We start from the raw sequence: 25,617 nt of genomic DNA, 5'->3' as shown, positions 1-25,617 counted from the left end.
AATAGATTACTATATTATTAACAAAATGTACAGAAAAATTTATTCTTTATCAATCCTACTATAATTACAATCTTTATCCATACATTTTTTTACTACTCCCTTTTTAGATTTTCTCTTTACCATAGGTCCTTCACAATGGGGACATTTTTCTTTTATAGGTTCATCCCAAGAAACAAAATTACAATCTGGAAAATTACTGCAACCATAAAATGTTCTCCCTTTTTTAGACCTTCTTCTAACAATGTTTCCGCCACAATATGGACAGGCAATATCTAATTGATCTAATATGGGCTTTGTATTCTTGCACTCCGGATACCCAGGGCAAGCCAAAAATTTCCCATATCTACCATATTTAATTACCATGTTTTTGCCACATTTTTCACAAACTTCGTCGGTAACTTCATCCTCAATTTTAATCTTATCGATTTCTTCTTCAGCTACCTTTAGTACCTTATCAAATTCTCTATAAAATTCTTCCACAACTAATTGCCATGAATATTTACCTTCTGCTATTTCATCCAACTTTTCTTCTAATTCTGCAGTAAATTTTTCATCTACTATATCTTTAAAATACTCTTCTAATAAATCATTTACTAATATACCCAGCTCAGTTGGTACGAAGGATCTATTGTTCAGATTAACATATTCCCTATTTAATATAGTAGAAATAGTTGGAGAGTAGGTACTTGGTCTCCCTATACCTAACTCTTCTAAAGTTTTTATTAAGGAAGCCTCAGTGTATCTAGCAGGTGGCTGGGTAAAATGCTGATTAGGTTCAATTTTATTAACCTTCACTATTTCTCCCTCTTTGAGAATTGGCATTTCCCTAGAGTCTTCAGCATTTTCTTCAATATTATATACCTTTAAAAATCCATCAAATTTCAATTTTGAACCTGAAGCTCTAAAAATATTTTCATTCGAAAATATCTTAACTGATATAGTATCGTATTTAGCAGGACTCATTTGTGAACTGATAAACCTATTCCATATTAATTGATACAGTTTAAATTGATCTTCTGTTAAAGAACTTTTAACATCGTCTGGCCTTCTTAATACAGAGGTTGGTCTAATACCTTCATGAGCATCCTGAGCTTCTTTCTTGCTCTTATTAATATAAGTTTTTCCACCGTTACTATAAGCTTTTCCAAAATTATCAATAATATATAATTTAGTAAGTTTTACAGCTTCCTCTGAAACCCTAGTAGAATCAGTCCTCATATAGGTAATTAACCCAACGGTGCCTTCTTTTTTAATATCTATTCCTTCATAAATCTGTTGTGCTAACATCATAGTCTTTCTAGTGGAAAAACCTAATTTTTTCGATGCATCTTGCTGCAAAGTACTAGTTGTATATGGTGCATAGGGATTTCGCCTTTTAGTTCCTTTTTTTACTTCCTTTACAACAAAATTGTTTTTGTCTAAGGATTTTAATATTCTATCTACTTCTTCCTTGTTCGGAAGATCTAGTTTTTTCTCCTTACCATCCTTCATAATACCATAAAAAGCGGCCTCAAAAGGGATTTCATCTTTTTCCAATAAAGCTTTAATGCTCCAATATTCTTTAGGCACAAAACTTTCAATTTCCTTTTCCCTATCGCATATAAGCTTAACAGTTACCGATTGGACCCTACCTGCACTTAATCCTTTTTTTATCTTTCTCCAAAGTAGTGGACTGATTTTATAGCCTACAAGCCTATCCAAAATCCTTCTTGCCTGTTGTGCATCTACTAAATTTCTATCTATGGGTCTAGGCTTTTTTATAGCATTTAATATAGCATCCTTTGTTATTTCATTGAACTCAACTCTTACCAGTTCATCTTCCTCTATCCCTAAAATATAAGCTAAATGCCATGATATTGCTTCCCCCTCCCTATCTGGGTCCGTTGCCAAAAATATTTTATCTGATTTTTTTGCCTCATTTTTCAATTCCTGCACTACAGGCCCTTTTCCCCTTATAGTTATATATTTCGGTTGAAAATTTTTCTCTATATCAATGCCCAAACTGCTTTTGGGTAAATCCCTAACATGACCTACAGAAGCTTTAACTTTATAATTTTTACCTAAAAACTTTCCTATTGTTTTTGCCTTTGCAGGTGATTCAACGATAACTAAGTTCTTTTGCAATGATTACACCTCCGATTAACCAAATTCATTAAGATAAAGTAAATACCCTACCTGTCATCTCTTTGATGGCTCCTTTAAGCTCTAATACGGTCAGAATACTGTTTATAGTGGAAATATCTAGTCCTGTACTCAAAGCTATGCTATCAGAGTGAATAGGCCCTTCCTTTATACATTCTATTACCTCCAGCTCTAAAGGGCTAAATTGAGAATAATCTAAGCTTTCTTCTTTTTTTATTTTCATTTTTACTTGTAGTTCATATACTTCTTCAATTATATCATCAATATCCATTATTAATTTAGCACCATCCTTTATTAGCTTGTTTGTACCTTTGCTAAAAATACTATTTATATTACCAGGAAGAGCAAACACTTCCTTCCCCTGTTCTAAAGCATGGCTAGCTGTTATTAGGGAACCACTTTTTTCTTTAGCTTCAATTATAATTACCCCTAAAGATAGCCCGCTGATTATTCGGTTTCTCTGAGGAAAATTATAGGCTAAAGGTGGTACACCTAAGAAATATTCAGACATTAAAGCTCCATTTTTAGGAACTTCCCTATAAAGGTCTCTGTTTTTTCGGGGGTAGATAATGTCCAACCCATTTCCTAGTACTCCTATAGTTCTACCATTTCCCTCTAAAGCTTTATTATGTGCTATACCATCAACTCCCAAAGCTAAACCACTAACTATGGTAACATCTAGCTTAACCAATTCTTCGACAAACTTTTCTGTAGCCCATCTCCCATAAGATGTGACTTTTCTTGAGCCAACTACGGCAATAGCAAGACTGTCTTCTTCGGTTAAATTTCCTTTTAAATATATAACCTTAGGATTATCGTATATATAGTGTAATCTCCTCGGATAATCTTTATCAAAAATAGTAATTATATTTATATTTTGCTCATCTACAATATGAAATAATCTTTTTAAATAATCATCTTTGCGGTTGGATATTATCTTATCTATAATTTTATTGTTAATACTCTTTAAATTATATAATTTATCTGAAGGCAGTTCCCAAAGATCTACCAGTTGAGGAACTTGCTTCATTATTCTTTCAATAGTTCTATTTCCAACATTTAAACTGTTTAACCAAATTAGTATATCTCTATTGGAGATTTCCATAATTCCATGTTACCCCCAGTATTTATTATCTAAGCTTCTATATCTTACAGCTTCCAGTATATGCTTTTCAAGCATTAAATCCTCACCATCTAAATCAGCTATGGTTCTGCTCACTTTTAGAACTTTGTTATATGTTCTGGCGCTGAATCTATACTTTTTAAATGCTGCTTTTAAAATATTTTCTGCTTCTTTATTGAGTTTACAATACTTCTTTATATCTCTTGGGCCTAGTTGGGAATTGCTGTATATATTACCTTTTTTATATCTATCCAACTGTATTTGACGAGCCCTGCCTACCCTAGCTCTAATATCTTCCGATGTTTCTAAATTTTTCTCTCCCTTTAAATCCTTATAATCTACTGGCAGCACCTCAATATGGATATCGATCCTATCCAGCAGAGGATTGCTCAACTTACCAAGATATCTATCGATACTATTTTGTGAACAAGTACATTCATGATAAGGATCTCCATAGTAACCGCATGGACATGGATTCATACTAGCTATCATCATAAACTTAGATGGATAGGTAAGGGTAGCATTAACCCTGGATATAGTTACAATCCCATCTTCCATAGGTTGCCTTAGAACTTCTAATACATCCTTTTTAAACTCTGGTATCTCATCTAAAAAAAGGACTCCATTATGAGCTAGAGAAACCTCCCCTGGCTTAGGTATCCTTCCACCTCCTATTAAAGAGGTAGGAGAGGCGGTATGGTGGGGAGCCCTAAAGGGTCGTTGCCTTATTAATGCTTTGGATTTTAACAATCCAGCCACACTATATATCTTAGTAACTTCTACAGCCTCTTCAAAAGACAATTTAGGCAATATAGTAGGCAATCTACGAGCTGCCATAGTTTTACCAGCTCCTGGCGGCCCTATTATAAGCATATTATGTGCACCAGCAGCAGCCACTTCTAAAGCCCTTTTTAAACCTTCTTGCCCTTTTATATCGCTAAAATCCATATCGAATTGTTCCTCTTCATCCTGTGAAAAGGTATTTGGACTTTTATAGGGAAATATTTTCTCTTCTTTATTTAAAAATTTAATCACTTGGTTTAAATTTTTAATTGGAATTATTTCTATATCCTCTACAATTGAAGCTTCATCCCTATTATCATAAGGAACTATACATTTCTTTATATTCGATTTCCTCATAGATATGACCATTGGTAATACACCTTCTATAGGGTTTAGCCGTCCATCTAAAGATAGTTCTCCGATGAAGGCGGTAGCCCTATAATTAGAATCGTTGACTACCCCCATGGCCTGTAGAATCCCTAATGCAATGGCCAAATCTAACTGTGAACCTTCTTTCTTTAAATTGGCTGGTGCTAAGTTTACGGTAATTCTAGATAAAGGAAATTCAAATCCACTATTTTTTATTGCAGTCCTTACCCTTTCCTTTGACTCTTTGATAGATGTATCAGGCAAGCCTACAATATTGAATACTGGTAAGCCCCTAGATAAGTCAGTTTCCACTTCAATTGTATATCCATTCAATCCTTGTAAAATACAAGTATTAATTTTAGAATACATATTGGCCCCCTTATATTAAAATGATATACTATTCCCTGGGTAATAGTGAAAATTACCTATTTTCGAACTTTTATATACAAAATGCATTTTCTATATGGTTGATTTTAGGTTTTTCTCTTAAAAATACTTCTATTATGTCGTATCTTATTTGATAGTCTTCCAACTTCCTATGTTTTATATATATTAATGAAGATTTATAAATCTTCTCCCGTTTTTTCCAATTTACTGCTTCATAGGGGTATCCATAATTAGCACTAGTTCTAGCCTTAACTTCTACAAAAACTAGGATTTTAGATTTAATAGCAATTATATCTATTTCCCCAAGCCTTGTTCTATAATTTCTATCCATTATCCTGTAACCTTGGGAAATAAGATATTTAATAGCTTCATTTTCTCCTAATAAACCTTTTTTTATATTATCCTTCATATGATTCACCTTTTTCACTATCCAACTGATATACGAAAAATATAATTTTAGCAACCGCTTCATATAATTGTGAAGGAATTTCATCATGTAAATCCAATTTTATCAACTCTTCAGCTAATTTCTTATCCTCGTATATTTCCACATTCCCCTTTTCCCCAACTTCTACTATTCTTTCTGCTATTTCACCTTTCCCTTTAGCTATTACCTTTGGTACATTATCTCCTTCCTTATAGGAAAGAGCTATAGCTTTCTTACTTTTATTAACCTTTTCCTTTTTCATAGTTACACCTGCACATCCAAGTTATATATGGTCTTCCTATTTACGATTAAAGAATCTAAGATAGAATAATTATCCTCAAATAAATATTCGATAGCTCTTATTTCATAACCTGTAGTTTCCACTAAAGTCCCCAATCCATCTTCCCTAGATTTAAATAAATTAATATCCTCTTTATTTATACCACTAAATTTAATATCTATATAGATATTAGAAACTAAACAGGATATTTTAATATTTCCTAACCTTTTAGTATTTAAATTGATAAACACATTTAATTTATCCTTATGCCTACTTTCTCTCTTGTTTTTCTTTAGCAAAGTTATAACGGTATCCTGAATATTGTCATCTAAATTTAAAGGCAAATAAACAAAGGTTAATTCTTTATTCATCTCCTTTAAAAAATCAATTTTATTAATCAATTCTTCAATTTTATCCTTTAGATTTTCATTAACGTTTAAACTGTAGTCATTAAGATAATTTAAAATTTTGTTCAAACTATCATTGTATTTAGATTGGCTTTTCTCGCTTAGATTTTTTGAGCCATCACTATTTATAATAATCCTTTTCAAATGATTTGTAAACTTTTTATCTAAAATCTCTTTTAACTTTTCGAAATCTTTAGAAAATAATGTTAAGTTCTCGTTTAACTCTAAAAAATATTTAATATTGTTTAGAGTAGGTTTAATATTGTATTTAATAAAAAAAATTATTGCTTTTTGTAAAACTATACCCATTTCATTTGGTGGAACAATACTTCTAATTTCTTCTATTGTAGCATTAATGCTTTCTTTAAGACTGGTTTTATATATAGATTCATCCTCTTTAACTATTAATAAATTTCTAACATCTTCTTTTCCTATATCCTCAATTTCTTCTCTTGAATTAGGCAAAACTATTGCTTCATCCTCTTTCAGATTTAATAATTGCTCTAATTTGTCTAATATACCAATTCCATAAACCAAATTCTCTTTATTTATAGGCAGATTGAATTTCACCAGATTGTCTAAGAATTCAAGGGAAATAGGACTAGCTTTAATATTAAACTCTTTCAAAATATTTAGCAAATATTCGTCTCTTTCATTTAAGGATAGGGAAGGTCTTTTAATCTCCATATTTTCTAAGATGGGTTTTAATTGGATTTTATCAGGCGATGACTCTTTAATTATGAAGCTTAAGGTTTTACCTTTAGGATGATTTAAAGGTTTTTCAGATTTAGCCTTTATTACTCCAAAATCCTTAATATGGATTGATACTAGACCTTTGTCTATATCTAAAATTTCTCCTTCAATTAAGTTTCCCTCTTGGAAAAGATCTCCCTTTTCGCCTAAAAATATTTTTTTAAAATCTATAAAATCCTCAATCTTCATAATCTCTCCACCACCTTATTTTACTATGTTTTTTAAGAAAGTCATCCTATGTATAGGTGAAGGTCCAAAAGCTTCAATTGCTTCCCTATGTTCTTTAGTGCCATAACCCTTATTTTTTTCAATTTTATAACCCTGATAATCTTGTCCCCACTTTTCGCACAATCTATCCCTATATACTTTTGCCACAATGGAAGCACAGGCGATACCATGACTTTTTTCATCGCCTTTTATGAGACTCAATTGAGGTATGTCAATAGGAATATTCTCTGCATCCACCAATAAAAAATCTGGAAGTATTGACCGGCCATTTCCGTCTTTTAAATTTAATACTGATTTCTTCATTGCTAACCTGGTACTCTCTTTTATATTTATTTGGTCTATAATATTAGGCCCTATTTGCCCTATGCCTATAGCTACAGCATATTTTGTAATTTCACCATATAGTTTTTCTCTCTTTTTAACAGATAGTTTTTTTGAGTCAGTAACTCCCTCAATTGCCATACCTTTAGGCATAATAATTGCACAGGCAACCACATCTCCAGCTAAGCAACCTCTTCCTACTTCATCTATACAAGCAATAAGCTCATAACCTTTCTTCTGCAAATCCTTTTCTATTTTAAGTGGCATATTAACCCCCTATATTAAAGAACAGGTAATTCTAAAGTAATCCTTCCAATAATCCCTTTTCTGAATTCATCCAGAATTATATTGCTGGCTTTGCTAAAATCAATTTCTCCACCCTTTACAATGCATCCTCTTTTTTTACCAATTTCTAATATGATATCATGGGGAGCCTTATTTTCAACTAAAATATCATACCTTTCCTCAATAAAAGCTTTAGACATGGCATTAAGCCTTTCCACTAATTTTATAGCCAAATTCTCTATGTCTAACAATTCATCCTTAATGGCCCCTGTAAAAGCTAAATTCAATCCAACCTCTTTATCTTCAAATTTAGGCCATAATATACCAGGTGTGTCTAATAATTCCAGATCTCCCTTTAACCTTATCCATTGATTTACCCTTGTTACCCCTGGTTTATTACCAACTTTTGTCCCCTTACGCTTTGACAGACTATTAATTAATGTAGACTTACCAACATTAGGAACACCTACTATCATGACCCTAATAGGCCTATTTTTTATACCTTTTTTAGCTAAATGCCTTCTTCTTTCCCCAGTTAATCTATAGGATAATTTTATTACCTCTTCTAAACCCCTATTATTAATACAATCAACTATAACTGAAGAAATTCCTTTTTTCCCAAAATAGTCTTGCCATTTTTTATTAGATTCCATATCCGCTAAATCCGATTTATTTAGAATTATTATTCTGGACTTCCTTCCTAAGATCCCATCAATTTCAGGATTTTGACTACTAAAAGGTATTCTAGCATCGATTACTTCATAAACTATGTCGACTAAAGATAGATTTTTCTTTATAGATTCCTTAGTTTTTTTCATATGTCCTGGATACCAATTAATATTCATATACTCACCTACTTTTTATAAATAAAATTGGGACTATATAAAGTCCCAATACATTAATAGCTCTTCTTTTCTTTAACTTTAGCTGCCTTACCTTGTCTTTCTCTTAAGTAGTAAAGTTTAGATCTCCTTACTTTACCTTTTCTTGTTACAACAAGATTTTCAATCCTTGGAGAATGTAGAGGGAATGTTCTTTCAACGCCAACGCCATAAGATAATCGCCTTACAGTAAAAGTTTCTCTAATTCCTCCACCTTGCTTTTTAATAATTGTACCTTCAAAAATTTGTATTCTTTCACGAGTACCTTCTTTTACCTTATAATGAACTTGAACAGTATCACCTACGTTAATATCTGGTAGGTTATCTCTCTTTTGTTCATCTTCTAAAATTTTAATTATATCCACTGTTCAAACCTCCCTTCTCCCTAGACGTTCATACCATCTCTCTATGGCAGAGGACCGTCCCTACTTCCATACGTTCTGTATTATAGCATATGTATTTATAAAATACAACTTATTTTCTTGCAATTTTATCTTTTATACCTTTCAGTGTTTCAATCTCTTCTTCTGTCAGATGTAGTTTATCTAATAAGTCTGGCCTTTTTATATAGGTATTTTCTAAAGATTTATATTTTCTCCAATCTCCAATTTTTTTATGATCTCCAGAAAGTAATATATCTGGAACGGCTAAACCATTAAAAATTCTTGGCCTTGTATATTGAGGATGCTCTAACATCCCATTGTAATGGGATTCATCTTTATAGGATTCATCACCACTTAAGGCGCCTGGCAACAATCTAATAATAGATTCTATTAGAACCATAGCGGGTATTTCTCCACCGGTTAGAACATAATCTCCAATAGATATCTCTAAATCCACATAATTTTCAACTATCCTATTATCTATGCCCTCATAATGGCCACATAATAAAATTAAATGTTCTTCTATTGATAATGAATTAGCTAATTGCTGGTCATAAACCTTTCCCTGAGGCGATAAATAGACAACTATTGAATTTTTCGATTCAACTTTTTTAAGCGCTCTGTAAATCGGCTCCGGTTTCATCACCATACCAGGCCCACCACCATAGGGATAATCATCAACCCTCTTATGCTTATCTTCTGAAAAATCCCTAATATCTATTTTATTTAGGTTGATTAATCCTTTGTCAATAGTCCTACCTACCATGCTCCACCTTTCAAAACTCTCAAATATCTCTGGAAATAAAGTTAATATATCAATCCTCATTCTATCATTCCTTTTATAGGGTCGATTATTATTTTCTTTTTAGGGATGTCTATATTGACGAAGAATTCCTTCACTGCAGGTATGAGATATTCTTTATCTTTTTCAAAGTTTTTGACCACATATATATCATTACTTGCAGATTGTATTACATCAACTACTGTCCCAACTTCTTCTCCTTTAGTATCAAATACGATACAGTCTATAATTTCAAAGATATAATAATGACCATTAGGTAAATCCATTTTATCTTCTTCGTCTATAAAAATATAATTTTCTTTAAAGGACAATACTTCATTTATATCGTTGAATTCTTTAAATTTTAAAATTGCTAATCCTTTGTTATATTTGACTTCTTCAATTTCAACTTTTAGCTTATCTTCTCCTAAATAGGCTGTTTCCAAACGACTAAACCTATTTATATCATCCGTTAATGGATATACCTTCAATTCACCTTTAATCCCATGAGTATTCATTATCCATCCAACTTTAATATAATCCATAATTTCACCAACCAAATTATAGTAGAAAGGGTACCATAAAAGGCACCCCCTAAGTATTTTCCTTTATTGAAAGAAAAATACTACATCATTGAATAATTTCCACTACCACCCTTTTGTTCTCCTTAATAGCGGCTGCTTTTACTACTGTTCTAATAGCTTTTGCAATCCTACCTTGTTTCCCTATTATCTTTCCCATATCTTCTTCAGCTACTTTTAACTCAATAATCACCGATTGAGTTCCTTCAATCTCGTTAACTTCTACTTCATCAGGATTATCTACAAGTGCCTTCGCTATTATTTCAACTAATTCTCCCATTTTAGCACCTCCTAGAAATTATTCTTCAGCATTGGTTTCCTTACTTTTTTCATAAATACCATTTTCTTTAAATAGCCTGTCAACAGTATCAGTAGGTTTAGCTCCATTTTTTAGCCATTTGGTAGCCTTTTCATCATCTATCTTAACTGTTTTTGGTTCAGTTAATGGATTATAATAGCCAATTTCCTCGATAAACCTTCCATCTCTTGGAGAACGGGAATCGGCAACAACAATTCTATAGAAGGGATTTTTCTTAGCTCCCATCCTTCTTAGTCTGATCTTTACTGCCATCTTTTCACCTCCTTCAACTTTAATATCTATCTAGAAAAAGGGGAATCCAAACTTCCCTTTTTTCTTCATGGATTTTTCCATATCAGTAAATCTTTTCATCATCTTCTTAGTATCTCTAAACTGTTTTAATAATTTATTTACATCCTGTACAGTTGTACCACTACCATTTGCTATTCTTTTTCTCCTTTTGCTATCTATAATTGAAGGGTCATTCCTCTCTTGAGGAGTCATAGATTGAATAATGGCTTGAATTTTGATAATATCCTTCTCATTTACATCTAAATTCTTGAGGGCCTTGGAATTTACTCCAGGTATCATCCCTAATAATTCATCTAAAGGTCCTAGATTTTTCATCTGATCTATTTGTTCTAAGAAATCATCTAATGTAAATTGTTGAGACTTTATCTTCTTCTCCAATTCTAAAGCTTTCTTCTCATCAATAGATGATTGTGCTCTTTCAATTAGACTCAATACATCTCCCATTCCCAATATTCTAGAAGCCATTCTGTCAGGATGGAATGGTTCCAACTGGTCTAATTTCTCACCCATACCTACAAATTTAATGGGTTTTTCCGTAACAGCTCTAATTGAAAGGGCAGCTCCACCTCTTGCATCCCCGTCTAACTTAGTAAGTACAACTCCTGTTATTTCAAATCTTTCATTAAAGGTTTCAGCCACATTAACTGCATCTTGGCCAGTCATTGCATCCACTACTAATAGAATTTCCTGAGGATTTACTCCATTATAAATGCCCTCCAATTCATCCATTAAATCATCATCTATATGGAGCCTACCAGCAGTGTCTATTATAATACAATCATTGTTATTCCTTTTACCATGTTCAACAGCTGCCTTTGCTATATCAACTGGGTTGTTTTTATCTCCCATTGTAAAAACGGGAACCCCAACCCTTTCTCCTACAACTTCTAATTGTTTTATAGCAGCAGGACGATATACGTCACAGGCTACTAACAAAGGTCTTTTACTTTGAATTTTAAGGTTATTAGCTAATTTCCCTGCGGTAGTAGTTTTCCCTGCCCCTTGTAATCCACACATTAGAATAACCGTTGGAGGAGTAGAGGCAAAATTCAATTTAGATTCTTTTTCCCCCATTAACTTAGTTAATTCCTCATTAACGATTTTAACTACTTGTTGTCCAGGAGTTAGACTTTCCATTACCTCAGAGCCAATAGCCCTTTCCTTCACCCTCTTAACAAAATCTTTAACAACTTTAAAGTTAACATCCGCTTCTAGAAGGGCAAGTCTTACTTCCCTCATAGCTAAATCAACATCTTTTTCAGAAAGTTTTCCTTTACCCCTTAATTTTCCTAATGCATTTTGCAATTTTTCGGATAAAGATTCAAACACCATTAATTAACGACCTCCTGGTTATTATCGATTATTTTTGTTATTGTCTCTTTCAGGTCTTTAACTTTTTTTTGCATTATCAAGTTGTCTATATTTCTAGCTTCTATTTCCATATCATCCATAAGCTTAAAGAGCTTATCGATTTCTTCCCTATTATATTTAAACTTCCTGACTAATCCGAGTGTCTTTTCATATTCATATAGGTTCTCTTCTGCTCTTTTTAAAGTATCATATACACTTTGTCGGCTAATGCCTAATTCTTCCCCTATTTCAGCTAAAGATAGATCGTGAACATAATACAATTCAATAGCTGTAAACTGCCTTTCGCTCAATAATTTGCCGTAAAAATCGAATAAAATACCTACTTCAACGATCCTTTCAAACATATTATCACCAAATTTAATAGTACTGTCAAGTTGTTTGCTTGACAGTACTATCTTAGTATAATATATTTAATTTGTCAATACAAAAATACTAATTTAATCTTTTAATTAAAAATAGCCTCCACAAAATCGTCAACATTAAACTCTTGTAGGTCATCAATTTTTTCACCAATTCCTACAAGTTTCACAGGTAAACCCAATTCAGATTGGAGTGCAATGACAACTCCACCTTTAGCCGTTCCATCTAGTTTTGTAAGGACTACCCCCGTAATATCGCAGACTTCTTTAAAAACCTTAGCTTGAGAAATTGCATTTTGTCCTGTAGTAGCATCTAATACCAATAACACTTCCTTTTGAGCCTCTGGATATTCTCTATCTACCACTCTGAAAATCTTATTCAATTCATTCATTAAATTCTTCTTATTATGGAGCCTTCCAGCAGTATCACAAATTAATACATCGGCTTTTCTCGCCTTAGCTGCTTGTATACCATCAAAAATAACTGCCGCTGGGTCTGAACCTTCCCTATGACTAATAAAATCTGCCCCAGACCTATTACTCCATTCCTCAAGTTGTTCAATAGCTGCCGCTCTAAAGGTATCGCCTGCTGCGATTATTACCTTTTTACCTTCATTTTTTAGATTATAGGATAGTTTTCCAATTGTAGTAGTCTTACCAGTACCGTTCACCCCGACTACTAAAATTACTACTGGCAAGGATTCTATACTTAAACTATTCTCTTTTCTGGCTTCTTTCATAATTTCCTTTATTTCTTCTTTCAATAGCCCTTTTACTCTATCAGGCTCAGTAACCTTTTCTACCTTTACTCGATCTCTCAATCTATCTATAATTTCCATTGTAGTATTAATTCCTATATCAGCAGTAACCAATATCTCTTCTAAATCATCAAATAATTCTTCATCTACCTTCCCATAGGATTTAAGAATAGCATCAATTTTTTCAGTCATCCCTTTTCTAGTTTTATCTAAACCAACTTTCAATTTATCAAAAAAACTTAAATTGGATTCCTCTTTTATATCCAATCTTTCTCTTTCATCTACTTTTGTCCCTAGTTCATCCCTTTCAATTTCTTCAGTTACAACCTTTCGTTCTTCTTTTTCTTTGCTTTTATCTTCTTTATTTTTACGTTTAAATAGATTTTTAAACATATAAATCCTCCTTAACTTGCTATTTCTTCAAGATTATCCGTTAATTTAACAGAGATAATTTTACTAATACCTTCTTCCTCCATAGTTACTCCATATAATATATCTGCCATTTCCATAGTACTCTTCCTATGAGTTATCATAATAAATTGAGTATTATGGGAAAAATTCTTCAAATAATTAGTATACCTACTAATATTAGCCTCGTCTAGAGCAGCATCGATTTCATCTAATATGCAAAAAGGTGTTGGTTTTATTTTAAGTATTGCAAACAACAATGCTACGGCAGTCAGGGATTTTTCCCCTCCCGAAAGAAGATTTAAGTTTTGGAGCTTTTTCCCTGGGGGTTGGGCTTTTATGTCTATTCCACAAGTTAATATATTTTCTTCGTCTTCTAGAACTAGACTGGCTTTTCCACCATTAAACAGTATGGAAAACACTTCATTGAATTTCTCATTAATATTATTAAAGCTATATAAAAATTGCTCTTTCATCTTTGATTCCATATCAGCAATTACATCATATAGATTTTCTTTTGCCAATAATAAATCCTCATGCTGTTTCGTTATAAATTCAAGTCTTTCCTTCACCATTTTATAGTCTTCAATAGAATCCAAATTAACAGTCCCAATCTTCTTTATTTCATTCTTTAGTCTTTTTACTTTTTCAGTAGCCCTATCTATATCATCTATTTCAATCCACAGATTTATAGCATCTTTATATTCTAATTCATAGTCTTCTAGCAGTTTACCATTAATATTATCCAGTTGAACGCTATATCGCGTCTCTTTTAAATTCCAATTATTTATTACCTTTGCTAACTCATTTATTTCTTCATTTATCTTGTTTAATCTATTTTGCTCAAAATAGTAATCTTTCATTAGAAGATCCTTTTCTTCTCTCAGCAACATAAAATCCTTATCTTGTTTTTCTTTTAATATAGAAGATTTAGATATCTCCTCTTGTATACGAATCATTTCATTTGCTATATTATCAATTTCAATATTCTTTTTTAATAATTCTTCTTTCTTTGCTTCAAGTAAATAAACTGTATTTTCCAATTCAGTATCAACAGACTCAATCTTTTCTTTATTATTGACCTGTTTGTTTTCAATTAAATTCATCTGTATTTTTGCATCAGTTACCTCTTTCATAACATCCTCTTTTATAGCCTTTACTTTTTCAAATTCCAACATCATTTCTCTAATATCTTCTTGAGCCTTCTTATTCTCTTCATCAATCAAATTTAAATCTTCCTTTAACTTTTCTTCATCTTTGTTTATTCTATCCAATTCTAAGTTTAACTTTCCTATTTCATCTTTATATTTAATTAATGAATTATCTATTCTTTCTAATTCCATACTAGTTTTATTCTTTTCATTTTCTATCTTTATAGCCTCAATATTACTATTTTGAAGTTTCTCCTCTTGCTCCTTCAACGTTTTAATTTTGTCGTCTATTTTCAATTTTAATAAATTCTTTTCTTCCTCTAAACTATTCTGAAGCTTTGATAGGTCATTAATATCCTTCCTAATTTTTTCTATTCTAAACTTTCTATTAAGAAGGTTACCGCTTATCTTAGGTAAACTTCCTCCGGTCATGGAACCACCAGCATTAATTATATCCCCTTTTAATGTTACTACTCTATAGGAATAATTGTATTTCTTCGCTACTACAATAGCATCATCTAAATCCTCTACAACTATAGTTCTACCCAATAGGTATTCAAGAATATCCTTATATTCATAGTTATAACTTACTAGTTCGGAACCTAACCCTAATATATTATATTTTTTCCTATCATTAGGACTTATATATATGGGATTGCCTTTTATTGTAGAAATTGGTAAAAATGTTACCCGACCTAATTTGTTCTTCCGTAGATAATCAATTATATATTTTGCATCCCCTTCATCCTTAGTAACAATATTTTGTAAACTACCACCTAAGCCTACATCTATTGCTTTCTCATATTTTTCTTCCACCTTAATTAGATCTGCCACTACACCTATTACCTTACTTTTAAGTGACACAATTTTTTTACATGCCAACATTAAATTTTTTACACTTTTGTAATATCCTTCATAATCTTCTTCCATATTTTTAAGTAGATTATAATTGGAGATCATCCCCTGTAAATCCGCTTTATTTTGATTAATCACCTTATAAAGAATATCTAATCTATCCTTGAAGTTTTTTTCCTCTAATCTTAAGCTAGCTAAATATTTACTTTCTCTAATTATCTCTTCCTGTTTATCCAGTTCTTCTATTTCAATCTTGTCCAATAATTCCCTATTGGTTTTTTCCAGCTCCAATAGGGATTCAATATCCCTTTCCACTTGATTTATCCTTTTATAAATATTTTCTTTAAAGCTAGAATAACTATTGATTTTACTTTTCTTATCCCTAATCAAATTATAAACCTCTATTGCTTTACCCTTTTTGTCTTCAATCTCCTTTTCCTTTAGCTGAATTTCTTCATTTAGCCTTTTCAGATTAATATTTTTCTTATGGTAATCCTTTTCAAATAGATCCAATTCTTCTCCCAATTTCGATTTAATATTTAATAGTCCGAGCTTTTCTTCTTCCAGTTCCTTTAACCTTATATTTAATTCCTTTATCTCCTTTGATAACCTTTCACTATCCTTTATAAAAAATTTTTCCGTTTCTTCTAAAAGGGTTAGGTCACTCTTGTTTTTATTCAATATATTAAAAGTTTTAGCCTTTTCCTCTTCAATTGAATCTATAGATGAATCTAGGTCTGTAGTCTTCTCCTTCATCAAATTAAACTTCTCTTCAATTTCATTTTTCTTATTCACCATTTGCTCCATCTGAATTTGAAGCTTCTCTTTCTCCCTTTTGCTTTTGTCAATTTCCTTTTCCAACTCATCAATCTTTCTAATCAATAGATTTACCTCAATTTCTTTTAATCTATTGGAAAGCTGGAGAAATATAGTTGCCTTTTCCGATTGTTCCTTTAAGTTTTCAGACTGGTTTGAAAGTTCATAGATCAAATCCTTTATCCTAATCAGATTACTATCTGTCTTTTCTAGCTTTTTTTCTGCCTCTATTTTTTTAGTCTTATACTTTACTATACCTGCCGCCTCTTCAAAAATATTCCTTCTATCCTCTGGTCTAGTACTGAGTATTTCATCCACCCTACCTTGTCCAATTATTGAATATCCGTCTTTTCCCACTCCAGTATCCATAAACAATTCCTTAATATCCTTTAATCGGCAAGAATTCTTATTTATATAGTACTCACTTTCCCCAGAGCGAAACATTCTCCTTGTAATAGCTACTTCTTGATAGTCAACTGGTATTACTCCATCTTTATTGTCAAAAGTAATAGTTACCTCAGTATATCCTAAAGGCCTTCTACTATCAGTACCAGAAAAAATTACATCTTCCATTTTACTTCCCCTTAAGGTTTTAATACTTTGCTCACCTAATACCCATCGAATTGCATCTGCAATATTGCTTTTACCACTTCCATTTGGTCCAACAATTGCAGTAATACCCTCTTTAAATTCAATTTCAATCCTATCTGCAAAGGATTTAAAACCATGTATCTCAACTTTTTTTAAGTGCAAATCTAATCACCCTTTAAATTCGTATTATTCCTTTTTCCTGTAGATACTCTTCTATAGTCCTTTTCCTATATACTCTATCATTAAACCCATCAATGGAGATACCGATAGTATCCTTTTCCATATCCCTACCATATACTTTTATAGTTTTCAGTCCATATCTATTGACTAAATATCTTGTATTACATGATTTCTGTCCAACTAAATTGGATACATTTTTGTTGTTTACTTCTATTATCATATTTTCGTCTACAATTACCTTAGTCAATCTGTCTAAATGCTTTTCCAATATTATTTTATATATATGAGATTCTACCAATTGTCTAAAAGATGGATGGAAAGGCCCAGCAACCACATCTTTTCCAAGTCTTAGATTCTCTGTAGGCTGTAATCCTACCCGAATAACATCAATATTATAGTATTCGAAGATCATAAGTAGATGGGCAGTTATATCTATTGCCTTTTCTAGAGTTAATGGTTTATAGGTGTTATTTCTGTATTTTTTTTCTAAATAAGTATCCCTTATGACTAAAGTTGGATAAACTCTAACACAGAAGGGGTCAATTTTTACAAACTCTTTAGCAGTATAAATTGCTTTTTCTTTGCTATCTCCAACTAAACCCACCATCATCTGTAAACCTAAATTAAACTTATACTCTTTAACCAGTTTAGAGGCCATATAAACCTGCTGGCTATTATGACCTCTACCACTTTTATTCAATACAATATCATCTAAAGATTGAACCCCTAGTTCTATGGTATCTACTTTGTATTCCTTCAGTAAATTTAATATATCCTCATCTATATAATCCGGTCTTGTAGATAATCTAATACCATCTATTATCCCCCTGTCTTTATACTCTAAAGGAACAGCCAATAATTCTTTCTGAATTTCTTTTTCTATACCGGTGAAACTTCCCCCATAGAAAGCCACTTCTACTGTAATCTCTCCTTTGGGGAAAGTAGAGGAATGACTCTCTATAGTATTTCTTACATATTGGGGTGTAATATCGGTGGATAGGCCAGTTATCCTTCTCTGATTGCAGAAAACACAATCATGGGGACAGCCATAGTGAGGAACAAATATAGGAATGATAAAATGGTCTTTACCCATTTATTTCACCTATTTTTAATAAGGCCTGTTTAGCTGCCATCTGTTCTGCTTCCTTTTTATTCCTTCCCATACCGCTTCCTATGATTTTGTTTTCTACAATCACATTCATGTAGAATTTTTTATTATGATCCGGCCCTACCTCTTTTTCCACCTTGTATTCAATCCTTGATTTAGTCTTTTTTTGTAATACTTCTTGCAGTTCAGTTTTATAATCTATAAAGAGAGTTCCTTTAGATAAAGCATAAATCACTTCTTGTTCAAACAAACCCAATAAATATTTTTCAGTTTTTTTTAGCCCTCCATCTACATAGATAGCCCCTGTTAAAGCTTCAAGAGCATCAGCTAAGATGGAATCCCTTTCTCGACCTCCAGTTGCCTCTTCACCTTTTCCTAGTAGCAAATATTCCCCCAAGTTAATCTTTCTTGCTGCAAAAGCTAAAGATGATTCACATACTACTGAGGCCCTTCTTTTAGTCAATTCCCCTTCCGGAAACTCTGAGAACCGTTTATACAGATAGTCGCTGACGACTAAACTTATGACTGTATCTCCTAAAAATTCTAGTCTTTCATTGCTTACACTATTTTTTCCCTTGTTTTCATTAGCGTAGGAGCTATGAGTCAATGAAGTATTCAACAATTTTATATCCTGAAAGTTATACTTTATTTCCGCTTGCAGTCGTTCTAATAATTTAGCACGTTGTGATGATATTTTCACATTATTACCTCCAAATTAATTAAGAGTATCCTACCGGGCTCTATGGAGCCCTAATCGGTTTACTACTCTATAATCCTTTTAATATAATCTACAGCATCTCCTACTGTATTAATTTTTTCCACATCATCGTCATCAACTTCTAACTCAAATTCATCTTCCAATGCCATAATAAGTTCAACTAAATCTAGTGAATCTGCGTTTAAATCTTCTCTAAAAGAAGTATCCATAGTAATATCATCTTCATCAATATGAAATTGCTCTGAAATAATTCCTCTTATCTTTTCATATACCATTTTTATAGCACCTCCAAAATATTAGAATTAATTTTTTTCAATAACATTTATATCCTTTTCAATAATATTTATTACATCCATTTCAATAAAATCTTTAACCTGCCTAATTGCATTTTTTATGGCAAATGCATCTGAACTCCCATGGGCTTTAACCACCGGCTGCTTCAATCCTAATAAAGGTGCGCCTCCATATTCTCTGTAATCTAGCCTTCCTTTAAAGGATTTCAATTGGGATTTTAACATTAAAGCCCCAAATTTAGATTGCAAAGATTTAGTAAACTCCTCTTTTAAAGAAGAGAATAAAGCTTTTGCCATGCCTTCCGTTAGTTTTAATATTACATTTCCTACAAACCCATCACAGACTATTACATCTGCAATCCCATTTGGTACATCTCTAACTTCTACATTTCCAATAAAGTTTATATCCAAATCTTCCATAAGATCATAAGCTTCCTTTACTAGAATATTTCCTTTTCCCTTTTCGGCTCCAATATTAGCTAAACCTATCTTAGGTTCTTTAACCCCTAATACTTTTTCGCTATAAACAGAGCCCATAATTGCAAATTGTTTTAAATACTCTGGTTTGCAATCGACATTAGCTCCTACATCTAGTAAGAAAGATATACCCTTAGTCGTCGGATAGACAGTAGCCAAAGCTGCCCTTTCTATACCCATAATTCTTTTTACAATAAATAGGCCTCCAGTTAATAATGCACCCGTGCTTCCGGCTGACACAAAACCATCTCCAATTCCTTCTACTAAAGCCTTCAATCCTATAACCATTGAAGAATCCTTCTTTCTCCTTATGGCAAGTACTGGTTCCTCATCGTTGGAAATAACCTCTTTAGCATTAATAACATCAATTGTTCCATTAGGAACCTCATATTTAGAAAGTTCCCTCTCTATTATTTCCTTTCTACCCACAATTATTATATTTAGACCTAGTTCCTTAACTGCATCTACAGATCCTTTAACAGCAGCTTCGGGACTATTGTCTCCCCCCATACCATCTACAATAATCTTCATAATCAACCTCCTAATCCAACTATAAATAGGACTACTGATATTAAATATATTATAGAACATATAAAATTGCAATATTTATAGAAAAAAAGATAGTGATATCTATTCACTATCTTTTCTAACCTTAGGAAAGTATTAAAAAATCCGTATTCTCAATACTACTAAGTTAATAGAATAAAATCTTTAATGATTATTCTACATCTATAACTTCCCTGTCTTTATAATATCCACAGGCTCTGCAAACCCTATGTGGCAACTTAGGTTCATGACATTGTGGACATTCTGAAATAGTAACTTTTGTCAATCTGTACGCAGAAGCTCTCCTTCTGTCTCTTCTAGCTTTAGACGTTTTTCGCTTTGGTACTGCCAACTAAAACACCTCCTTATTTCTTTGGGAACAAATCTTTAAGTATTGCTAATCTTGGATCTACATCTTCTATAACACATTGGCAATCTTCTTTATTATGATTAGTACCACATTTGGGGCATAATCCTTTGCACTCTTCATGGCAAAGAGGTTTCATGGGAAGGGATAAAATTATTGTGCTAATTATATATTCGGCTAAATCTAGTTTTTCGTCTACGTAGTAAATAATTTCATCTTCTCCATCTTGCTCAATTTTATCCGTTTTCTCAACTAGCTTTCCTGATAAAACTGCCCTTTCTTTCTTAGTAAAAGATTCTAGACATCTTCCACAAGCTTCCTGGTAGGAGTAAATTACATTTAGGTGTAATAGTTTATCCCTATCTACCCTGTAGATTTCACCTTCATACTTTATAGGTTCAATAAAATTAATCTTCCTCCCATTAACATCTAAATTATCCTTCTTCAATTTCCCTTTAACGGGAATACTAGCAACAGCTTTATCACGAAAGTTTGAAAGATCAATACTCATTGTTTTCACCTCTTGAACTAACACACTTTATTATATAAAGGAGGCTCCTATTTGTCAAGAAATTTAAATTATTTTTCAACTAGCTCCAAAGTATCTCTAGCTATCATCAATTCCTCATTGGTTGGGATAACAAGGATTGAAGTAGAAGTGAGGTCCTTATTCAATATTGCTTCCTCTCCTCTAACTTGATTTAATTCCTTATCAAGTTTAATATTGATACATTCTAAATCATCGCATATTTGTTCCCTAATTGAAATAGAATTTTCTCCAATTCCTGCCGTAAAAACTAATGCATCGATATTGCACATTAAAGCGGCATAAGCACCAATATATTTTTTAACCCTATTACAGAACAATTCTAAAGCTAATTTTGCCCTTTTATTCCCATTGGCTGCAGCTTCTTCTAAATCTCTAAAATCGCTGCTTATTCCTGATATTCCAAGCACACCAGATTTTTTATTAAGCATTTCGTTAACTTCGTCAAAGGTTAAACCTTCCTTCTCCATAATAAATGGAATTACTGCAGGATCTACATCTCCCGATCTAGTACCCATTGCCAAACCTTCTAATGGAGTAAAGCCCATACTTGTTTCAATAGATTTACCACCTTGTACAGCACAGACACTAGCTCCATTTCCTAAATGGCAAGTTACAATATTCAACTCCTCAATAGGTTTATCTAACATTTCAGCTGCTCTTTGAGATACATATTTATGGGATGTTCCGTGAAAACCATATTTTCTAATACCATATTTCTCATATAACTCATAAGGTAGTGGATATATATAGTTGGACATAGGAATTGTTTGATGAAAGGCAGTATCAAAAACGCCTACCATAGGTGTATTAGGCATTAGTTCTTTGCAAGCTTCTATCCCCATTATATTTGGTGGATTATGGAGAGGGGCTAATTCTATACAATCATTTAAAGCTTCCATTACTGCATCATCGATTAAGACAGAATTTGCAAACTTTTCTCCACCGTGAACTACCCTATGACCAACGGCTCCAATTTCATCCATGGATTCTATGGCACCATAATTAGTGTCTACTAAAGCATTTAGCACTAACTCTAAGGCTTTTCTATGATCTGGCATAGGTTCTTCTATTATAACTTCTTCTTTACCCGTAGTTGTATGTTTAACTCTTGAACCTTCAATTCCTATTCTTTCAACTAAACCCTTTGCTAATACTTCTTCATTCTCCATATCGATTAACTGATATTTTAACGAAGAACTACCACAGTTAATAACTAAAATATTCATACTACACTCCTCCTATCAAATTCCTTTCTCATGATTATCTTATTATATATTTGTTAAAAAATCAACGATATTATAGTTCATAAATTTTATGTTATAATATTGGTAAAACCCTTTTGGAGGTTACCAATATGAAAGTAATAGGTTTAATAACTGAATATAATCCTTTTCATCTTGGGCACAAATATCACCTGACCAAGTCAAAAAAATTGACTGGTGCAGACTATTCTGTAGCCATTATGAGTGGTTCTTTTGTTCAAAGAGGTGAACCATCCTTAATAGATAAATGGACTAAAGCTAAAATGGCAATAGATAATGGAGTAGATTTAGTTATAGAACTACCCTTTATATTTTCGACTCAATCAGCAGAACTATTTGCCTACGGCAGTATTGCTTTACTCCATAATCTAAACATTATTGATTATGTTGTCTTTGGTAGTGAATTAGGTAGTCTTGACTACCTAAAAGAAATAGCCTTGATTTTAGTCGACGAACCTCCCTATTATAAAGAAAGACTAAAAAAATATCTAAATACAGGAAATTCCTATTCCGTATCTCGCAGCAATGCATTAGAAGACTGTTTTAGTAAATTTAAACTCAATAGAAAATACAATATGGAGCTTAAGGAAATTATAAGAATGTCTAACAATATATTAGCTATTGAGTACCTAAAAGCTCTAATACTTTTAAATAGCAATATCCAACCTGTAACCATTAAACGGGTTGGCAGCCCCTATACAGAAACCCAGCTAAACCACAGAATAGCAAGTGCTACTAGCATACGAAAAAAAATTATAAATGGTAATATGGATGCTATAGAAAAATATGTCCCTGTCCCATCCTATAACCACCTAATAAATTATATCAATAAATATAAAAAATTCAATATGTTAGATAATTATACCCAAATAATCCATTATTTATTAAATATTGGCCCTATTGATAATTTAATTCAAATTATGGATGTTGAACCAGGTCTTGAAAATCGGATAATTAGAAAGAGTGCTCAACACAACGACATAAACTCCTTAGCCCAAGCGGTATCAACTAAAAGATATACTAAGACTAGAATTCAAAGAATATTAGTTCACCTAATGGCAAACCTGACTAAGCCTTTATTTCAAGATTTATATTCTCATTATCCTGCTTATATAAGGGTTTTAGGCTCAAATGAAAAAGGTTTTATCCTACTAAATAAGATTAAAAAAGAATCAAAGCTACCGATAATAATAAAGTTTTCTGATCATGTTAAATATGAAGATTTATATTTACAAAAGATCATAGAGTTTGATAAAAAAGCTACAGATCTATTCTTTCTTGGACTAGATACCAATAACACATTTATGGACATGGACTATTATACAACTCCCTATATAAAGAAAAAATAGCAGAATTTCTCTGCTGTTTTTTTAAAAGAAGGTTTGCTATACCCAGAATAATAAATCCAACTAATATTGAACCCAATATGGTTTCACTAATTGTATCTTTATCTTCATTGATCTTTTTTAATATATTTACAAAATTAATGAAAAACAATTCAGAAAAAACGATTGTTGATATTAAGGCTGCCATCGTTTTAGCTCCTTATGCTACTACTTTATTATCATATTAATATTTATAAAAAATATAATTAAAATAAAAGCCTTTATACTAAAACTGCTAAATAAACAAAGGAGGTCAATAAATGAAAAGGTCCTTTACCAATTTTCTCTTTTTAGTAATTATTCTTTGGATTTTAGTTGGTATAATTAAATACCCAAAATTATCTTTGGACAGTAGTTATGAAGGTTTATTAATATGGTTTAACATAATCATTCCTTCCTTACTACCTTTTTTCATAGTTACAGAAGTATTAACAGCCATTGGATTTGTAGATTTAGTTGGTAGATTTTTAGAGCCTTTGATGAAACCCTTATTCAATACCCCAGGTGCTTCAGCTTTTCCCCTTTCCATGAGCCTAGTATCTGGATACCCAATAGGTGCAAAAATAGTATCCAATTTAAGAAAAAAAAATATTATATCGAAAATTGAGGCAGAAAGAACTATCTGTTTTTCCAGTACATCGGGTCCTCTATTTATGCTAGGTGCAGTAGCTATAGGCATGTTGAATAACCCTACAATTGCACCATTAATTCTATACCCCCACTATTTGGGTACTATAACATTAGGGGTTATATTTAGGTTTTACAAAAGTAAGGATAATCCATCTACTATAAGTATTAAAAATAAATGGAATAAAAAGAATTTTAAAATACCAACCCTTAAGAATAATTTCTCCATTGGCTCAGCATTAGGCAATAGTGTTAAAAACAGTCTGAATACAATAGCCTTAATCGGTGGGTTCATAATATTTTATTCCGTATTAGTAGAACTCCTTTTTATTTCTAAATTGTTCAACCAAATAGCCCATATGATAGTTCATATAATTCCATTAAATATGGATGTAGTTAAAGGAATTATAGCTGGACTATTAGAGTTAACCACCGGCTGTAAGGTTATATCCCAAGCTCCTATAGACCTAATATATAAAGTATTAATCATCAACTTTTTAATCGGTTGGAGCGGTTTATCCATCCATAGCCAAGCTCTAAACTTTATTAACGGTACAGATATTGATAGTAAAATTTATATATTTGCCAAATTTCTTCATGGTATTTTTTCTTCTATCTATGGACTAATACTATATTTAATAAAGTATAAAAATATAATCAAGCCCTCCTTTATGCCAGGCCTTCCTTGGCAAGAATCCCTATACCCTTTAAGTTGGCCTTATTTATTTTTTAACTCTTTTAAACTTGCAATATTTATAACGGTCTACATGTTAATATGTTCTTTGATCCTATTGATAATATACTATTTACTTCCACAGGATTGATTATTTATCCCCTCTTAACTCCTGCCTATTTTTGTTTAATAGGTCAATAATCTCTTTTAAATCTTCTTGGGTTTCATGCAAAATATTATCTGCATATTCTAAAGCACCTAAACGAATGCTCTTAGCATTGTTTTGAGCCTTAGTAATAATCTCTTCAGCCCTTTCTTTGGCTTTTTTTGTAATTTCGTCTTCTTCTATTAACTCCTCTAATTTAGATTCCGCCTCATTTA

Annotated in this window: 27 protein-coding genes and 1 pseudogene; 2 read left to right on the top strand and 26 right to left on the bottom strand. The window is 32.0% G+C overall.

From position 1 onward, the window contains the following. Positions 1-39 precede the first annotated feature (39 nt). From topA to CUL_RS0107835, 24 genes are all read right to left on the bottom strand, one after another. Positions 40-2,124: a type I DNA topoisomerase gene (topA, locus tag CUL_RS0107950; protein WP_005587787.1), complete on the bottom strand. Its 2,085-nt coding sequence runs from the start codon at positions 2,122-2,124 to the stop codon at positions 40-42. Positions 2,125-2,152: 28 nt separating this feature from the next. Then, entirely contained in the window at positions 2,153-3,247 is a 1,095-nt protein-coding gene (gene dprA, locus CUL_RS0107945; protein WP_005587786.1) for a DNA-processing protein DprA, read from the bottom strand. Positions 3,248-3,256: 9 nt separating this feature from the next. Beyond that, positions 3,257-4,786, bottom strand: a complete 1,530-nt coding sequence (locus CUL_RS0107940; RefSeq protein ID WP_005587785.1) for a YifB family Mg chelatase-like AAA ATPase — start codon at positions 4,784-4,786, stop codon at positions 3,257-3,259. 70 nt (positions 4,787-4,856) lie between these two features. Then, on the bottom strand, positions 4,857-5,213 hold the full coding sequence (locus tag CUL_RS0107935) for a YraN family protein (RefSeq protein ID WP_005587784.1): 357 nt from the start codon (positions 5,211-5,213) through the stop codon (positions 4,857-4,859). Then, complete coding sequence (locus CUL_RS0107930; protein WP_005587783.1) at positions 5,203-5,493, bottom strand: EscU/YscU/HrcU family type III secretion system export apparatus switch protein; 291 nt, start codon at positions 5,491-5,493, stop codon at positions 5,203-5,205. Before CUL_RS0107930 ends, CUL_RS0107935 begins: the two co-directional genes overlap by 11 nt. 2 nt (positions 5,494-5,495) lie before the next feature. After that, positions 5,496-6,860, bottom strand: coding sequence for a hypothetical protein (locus CUL_RS0107925; RefSeq protein WP_025641075.1), 1,365 nt, complete (start codon positions 6,858-6,860; stop codon positions 5,496-5,498). Positions 6,861-6,875: 15 nt separating this feature from the next. Next, positions 6,876-7,487, bottom strand: a complete 612-nt coding sequence (locus tag CUL_RS0107920) for a ribonuclease HII (RefSeq protein WP_005587780.1) — start codon at positions 7,485-7,487, stop codon at positions 6,876-6,878. A gap of 14 nt (positions 7,488-7,501) precedes the next feature. Next, positions 7,502-8,350 (bottom strand): ribosome biogenesis GTPase YlqF, encoded by an 849-nt coding sequence (ylqF, locus tag CUL_RS0107915; RefSeq protein WP_005587779.1) that lies wholly within the window; start codon positions 8,348-8,350, stop codon positions 7,502-7,504. Positions 8,351-8,403: 53 nt separating this feature from the next. Further along, entirely contained in the window at positions 8,404-8,751 is a 348-nt protein-coding gene (rplS, locus tag CUL_RS0107910) for a 50S ribosomal protein L19 (protein ID WP_005587778.1), read from the bottom strand. Positions 8,752-8,860: 109 nt separating this feature from the next. Then, positions 8,861-9,595, bottom strand: coding sequence for a tRNA (guanosine(37)-N1)-methyltransferase TrmD (gene trmD, locus CUL_RS0107905; RefSeq protein WP_005587776.1), 735 nt, complete (start codon positions 9,593-9,595; stop codon positions 8,861-8,863). Continuing rightward, positions 9,592-10,095 (bottom strand): ribosome maturation factor RimM, encoded by a 504-nt coding sequence (rimM, locus tag CUL_RS0107900; RefSeq protein WP_025641072.1) that lies wholly within the window; start codon positions 10,093-10,095, stop codon positions 9,592-9,594. The genes trmD and rimM overlap by 4 nt, the downstream gene beginning before the upstream one ends. A gap of 85 nt (positions 10,096-10,180) precedes the next feature. Further along, on the bottom strand, positions 10,181-10,411 hold the full coding sequence (locus CUL_RS0107895; RefSeq protein ID WP_005587773.1) for a KH domain-containing protein: 231 nt from the start codon (positions 10,409-10,411) through the stop codon (positions 10,181-10,183). Positions 10,412-10,429: 18 nt separating this feature from the next. Continuing rightward, the gene (gene rpsP, locus CUL_RS0107890) at positions 10,430-10,702 is read right to left on the bottom strand and encodes a 30S ribosomal protein S16 (RefSeq protein ID WP_005587772.1); all 273 of its coding nucleotides are present in this window, start codon (positions 10,700-10,702) and stop codon (positions 10,430-10,432) included. 30 nt (positions 10,703-10,732) lie between these two features. Beyond that, positions 10,733-12,073, bottom strand: a complete 1,341-nt coding sequence (gene ffh, locus CUL_RS0107885) for a signal recognition particle protein (protein WP_025641069.1) — start codon at positions 12,071-12,073, stop codon at positions 10,733-10,735. Beyond that, positions 12,073-12,456, bottom strand: a complete 384-nt coding sequence (gene ylxM / locus CUL_RS0107880; RefSeq protein WP_025641067.1) for a YlxM family DNA-binding protein — start codon at positions 12,454-12,456, stop codon at positions 12,073-12,075. Before ylxM ends, ffh begins: the two co-directional genes overlap by 1 nt. Positions 12,457-12,557: 101 nt before the next feature. Further along, a complete protein-coding gene (gene ftsY, locus CUL_RS0107875) occupies positions 12,558-13,622 on the bottom strand; it encodes a signal recognition particle-docking protein FtsY (RefSeq protein ID WP_025641065.1) in 1,065 nt (354 codons plus the stop codon). 11 nt (positions 13,623-13,633) lie between these two features. Continuing rightward, on the bottom strand, positions 13,634-17,212 hold the full coding sequence (gene smc / locus CUL_RS0107870) for a chromosome segregation protein SMC (protein ID WP_025641063.1): 3,579 nt from the start codon (positions 17,210-17,212) through the stop codon (positions 13,634-13,636). Positions 17,213-17,225: 13 nt separating this feature from the next. Continuing rightward, on the bottom strand, positions 17,226-18,323 hold the full coding sequence (locus CUL_RS0107865; RefSeq protein ID WP_025641060.1) for an elongator complex protein 3: 1,098 nt from the start codon (positions 18,321-18,323) through the stop codon (positions 17,226-17,228). Then, the gene (gene rnc, locus CUL_RS0107860) at positions 18,316-19,038 is read right to left on the bottom strand and encodes a ribonuclease III (RefSeq protein ID WP_025641058.1); all 723 of its coding nucleotides are present in this window, start codon (positions 19,036-19,038) and stop codon (positions 18,316-18,318) included. The genes CUL_RS0107865 and rnc overlap by 8 nt, the downstream gene beginning before the upstream one ends. A gap of 62 nt (positions 19,039-19,100) precedes the next feature. Next, positions 19,101-19,331, bottom strand: coding sequence for an acyl carrier protein (acpP, locus tag CUL_RS0107855; protein ID WP_005583353.1), 231 nt, complete (start codon positions 19,329-19,331; stop codon positions 19,101-19,103). Between the two features lie 27 nt (positions 19,332-19,358). Continuing rightward, on the bottom strand, positions 19,359-20,357 hold the full coding sequence (plsX, locus tag CUL_RS0107850) for a phosphate acyltransferase PlsX (protein ID WP_025641057.1): 999 nt from the start codon (positions 20,355-20,357) through the stop codon (positions 19,359-19,361). 187 nt (positions 20,358-20,544) lie between these two features. Then, positions 20,545-20,724: a 50S ribosomal protein L32 gene (rpmF, locus tag CUL_RS0107845; RefSeq protein ID WP_025641056.1), complete on the bottom strand. Its 180-nt coding sequence runs from the start codon at positions 20,722-20,724 to the stop codon at positions 20,545-20,547. Positions 20,725-20,737: 13 nt separating this feature from the next. Beyond that, the gene (locus tag CUL_RS17995) at positions 20,738-21,250 is read right to left on the bottom strand and encodes a YceD family protein (protein WP_025641055.1); all 513 of its coding nucleotides are present in this window, start codon (positions 21,248-21,250) and stop codon (positions 20,738-20,740) included. Between the two features lie 68 nt (positions 21,251-21,318). Then, positions 21,319-22,515, bottom strand: a complete 1,197-nt coding sequence (locus tag CUL_RS0107835) for an acetate/propionate family kinase (protein WP_005583357.1) — start codon at positions 22,513-22,515, stop codon at positions 21,319-21,321. 128 nt (positions 22,516-22,643) lie between these two features. Here CUL_RS0107835 and CUL_RS0107830 point away from each other — a divergent pair, with 128 nt between their 5' ends. After that, the gene (locus CUL_RS0107830; RefSeq protein ID WP_005583358.1) at positions 22,644-23,900 is read left to right on the top strand and encodes a nucleotidyltransferase; all 1,257 of its coding nucleotides are present in this window, start codon (positions 22,644-22,646) and stop codon (positions 23,898-23,900) included. Here the strand turns inward: CUL_RS0107830 and CUL_RS0107825 are convergent. Then, positions 23,854-24,084, bottom strand: coding sequence for a hypothetical protein (locus CUL_RS0107825; protein ID WP_025641054.1), 231 nt, complete (start codon positions 24,082-24,084; stop codon positions 23,854-23,856). The genes CUL_RS0107830 and CUL_RS0107825 overlap by 47 nt on opposite strands. Positions 24,085-24,196: 112 nt before the next feature. Here CUL_RS0107825 and ylbJ point away from each other — a divergent pair, with 112 nt between their 5' ends. After that, on the top strand, positions 24,197-25,387 hold the full coding sequence (gene ylbJ, locus CUL_RS0107820) for a dipicolinic acid transporter SpoVV (protein WP_025641052.1): 1,191 nt from the start codon (positions 24,197-24,199) through the stop codon (positions 25,385-25,387). Here ylbJ and CUL_RS19125 read toward each other — a convergent pair. Next, positions 25,388-25,617 (bottom strand): annotated as a pseudogene (locus tag CUL_RS19125) (ATPase); the annotation flags it as partial. It abuts the gene before it with no gap.

This window comes from [Clostridium] ultunense DSM 10521, from assembly GCF_000511955.1.
Taxonomy (GTDB): Bacteria; Bacillota; Clostridia; order Tissierellales; family Tepidimicrobiaceae; genus Schnuerera; species Schnuerera ultunensis.
This window is presented reverse-complemented; position numbering and strand designations above follow the sequence as displayed.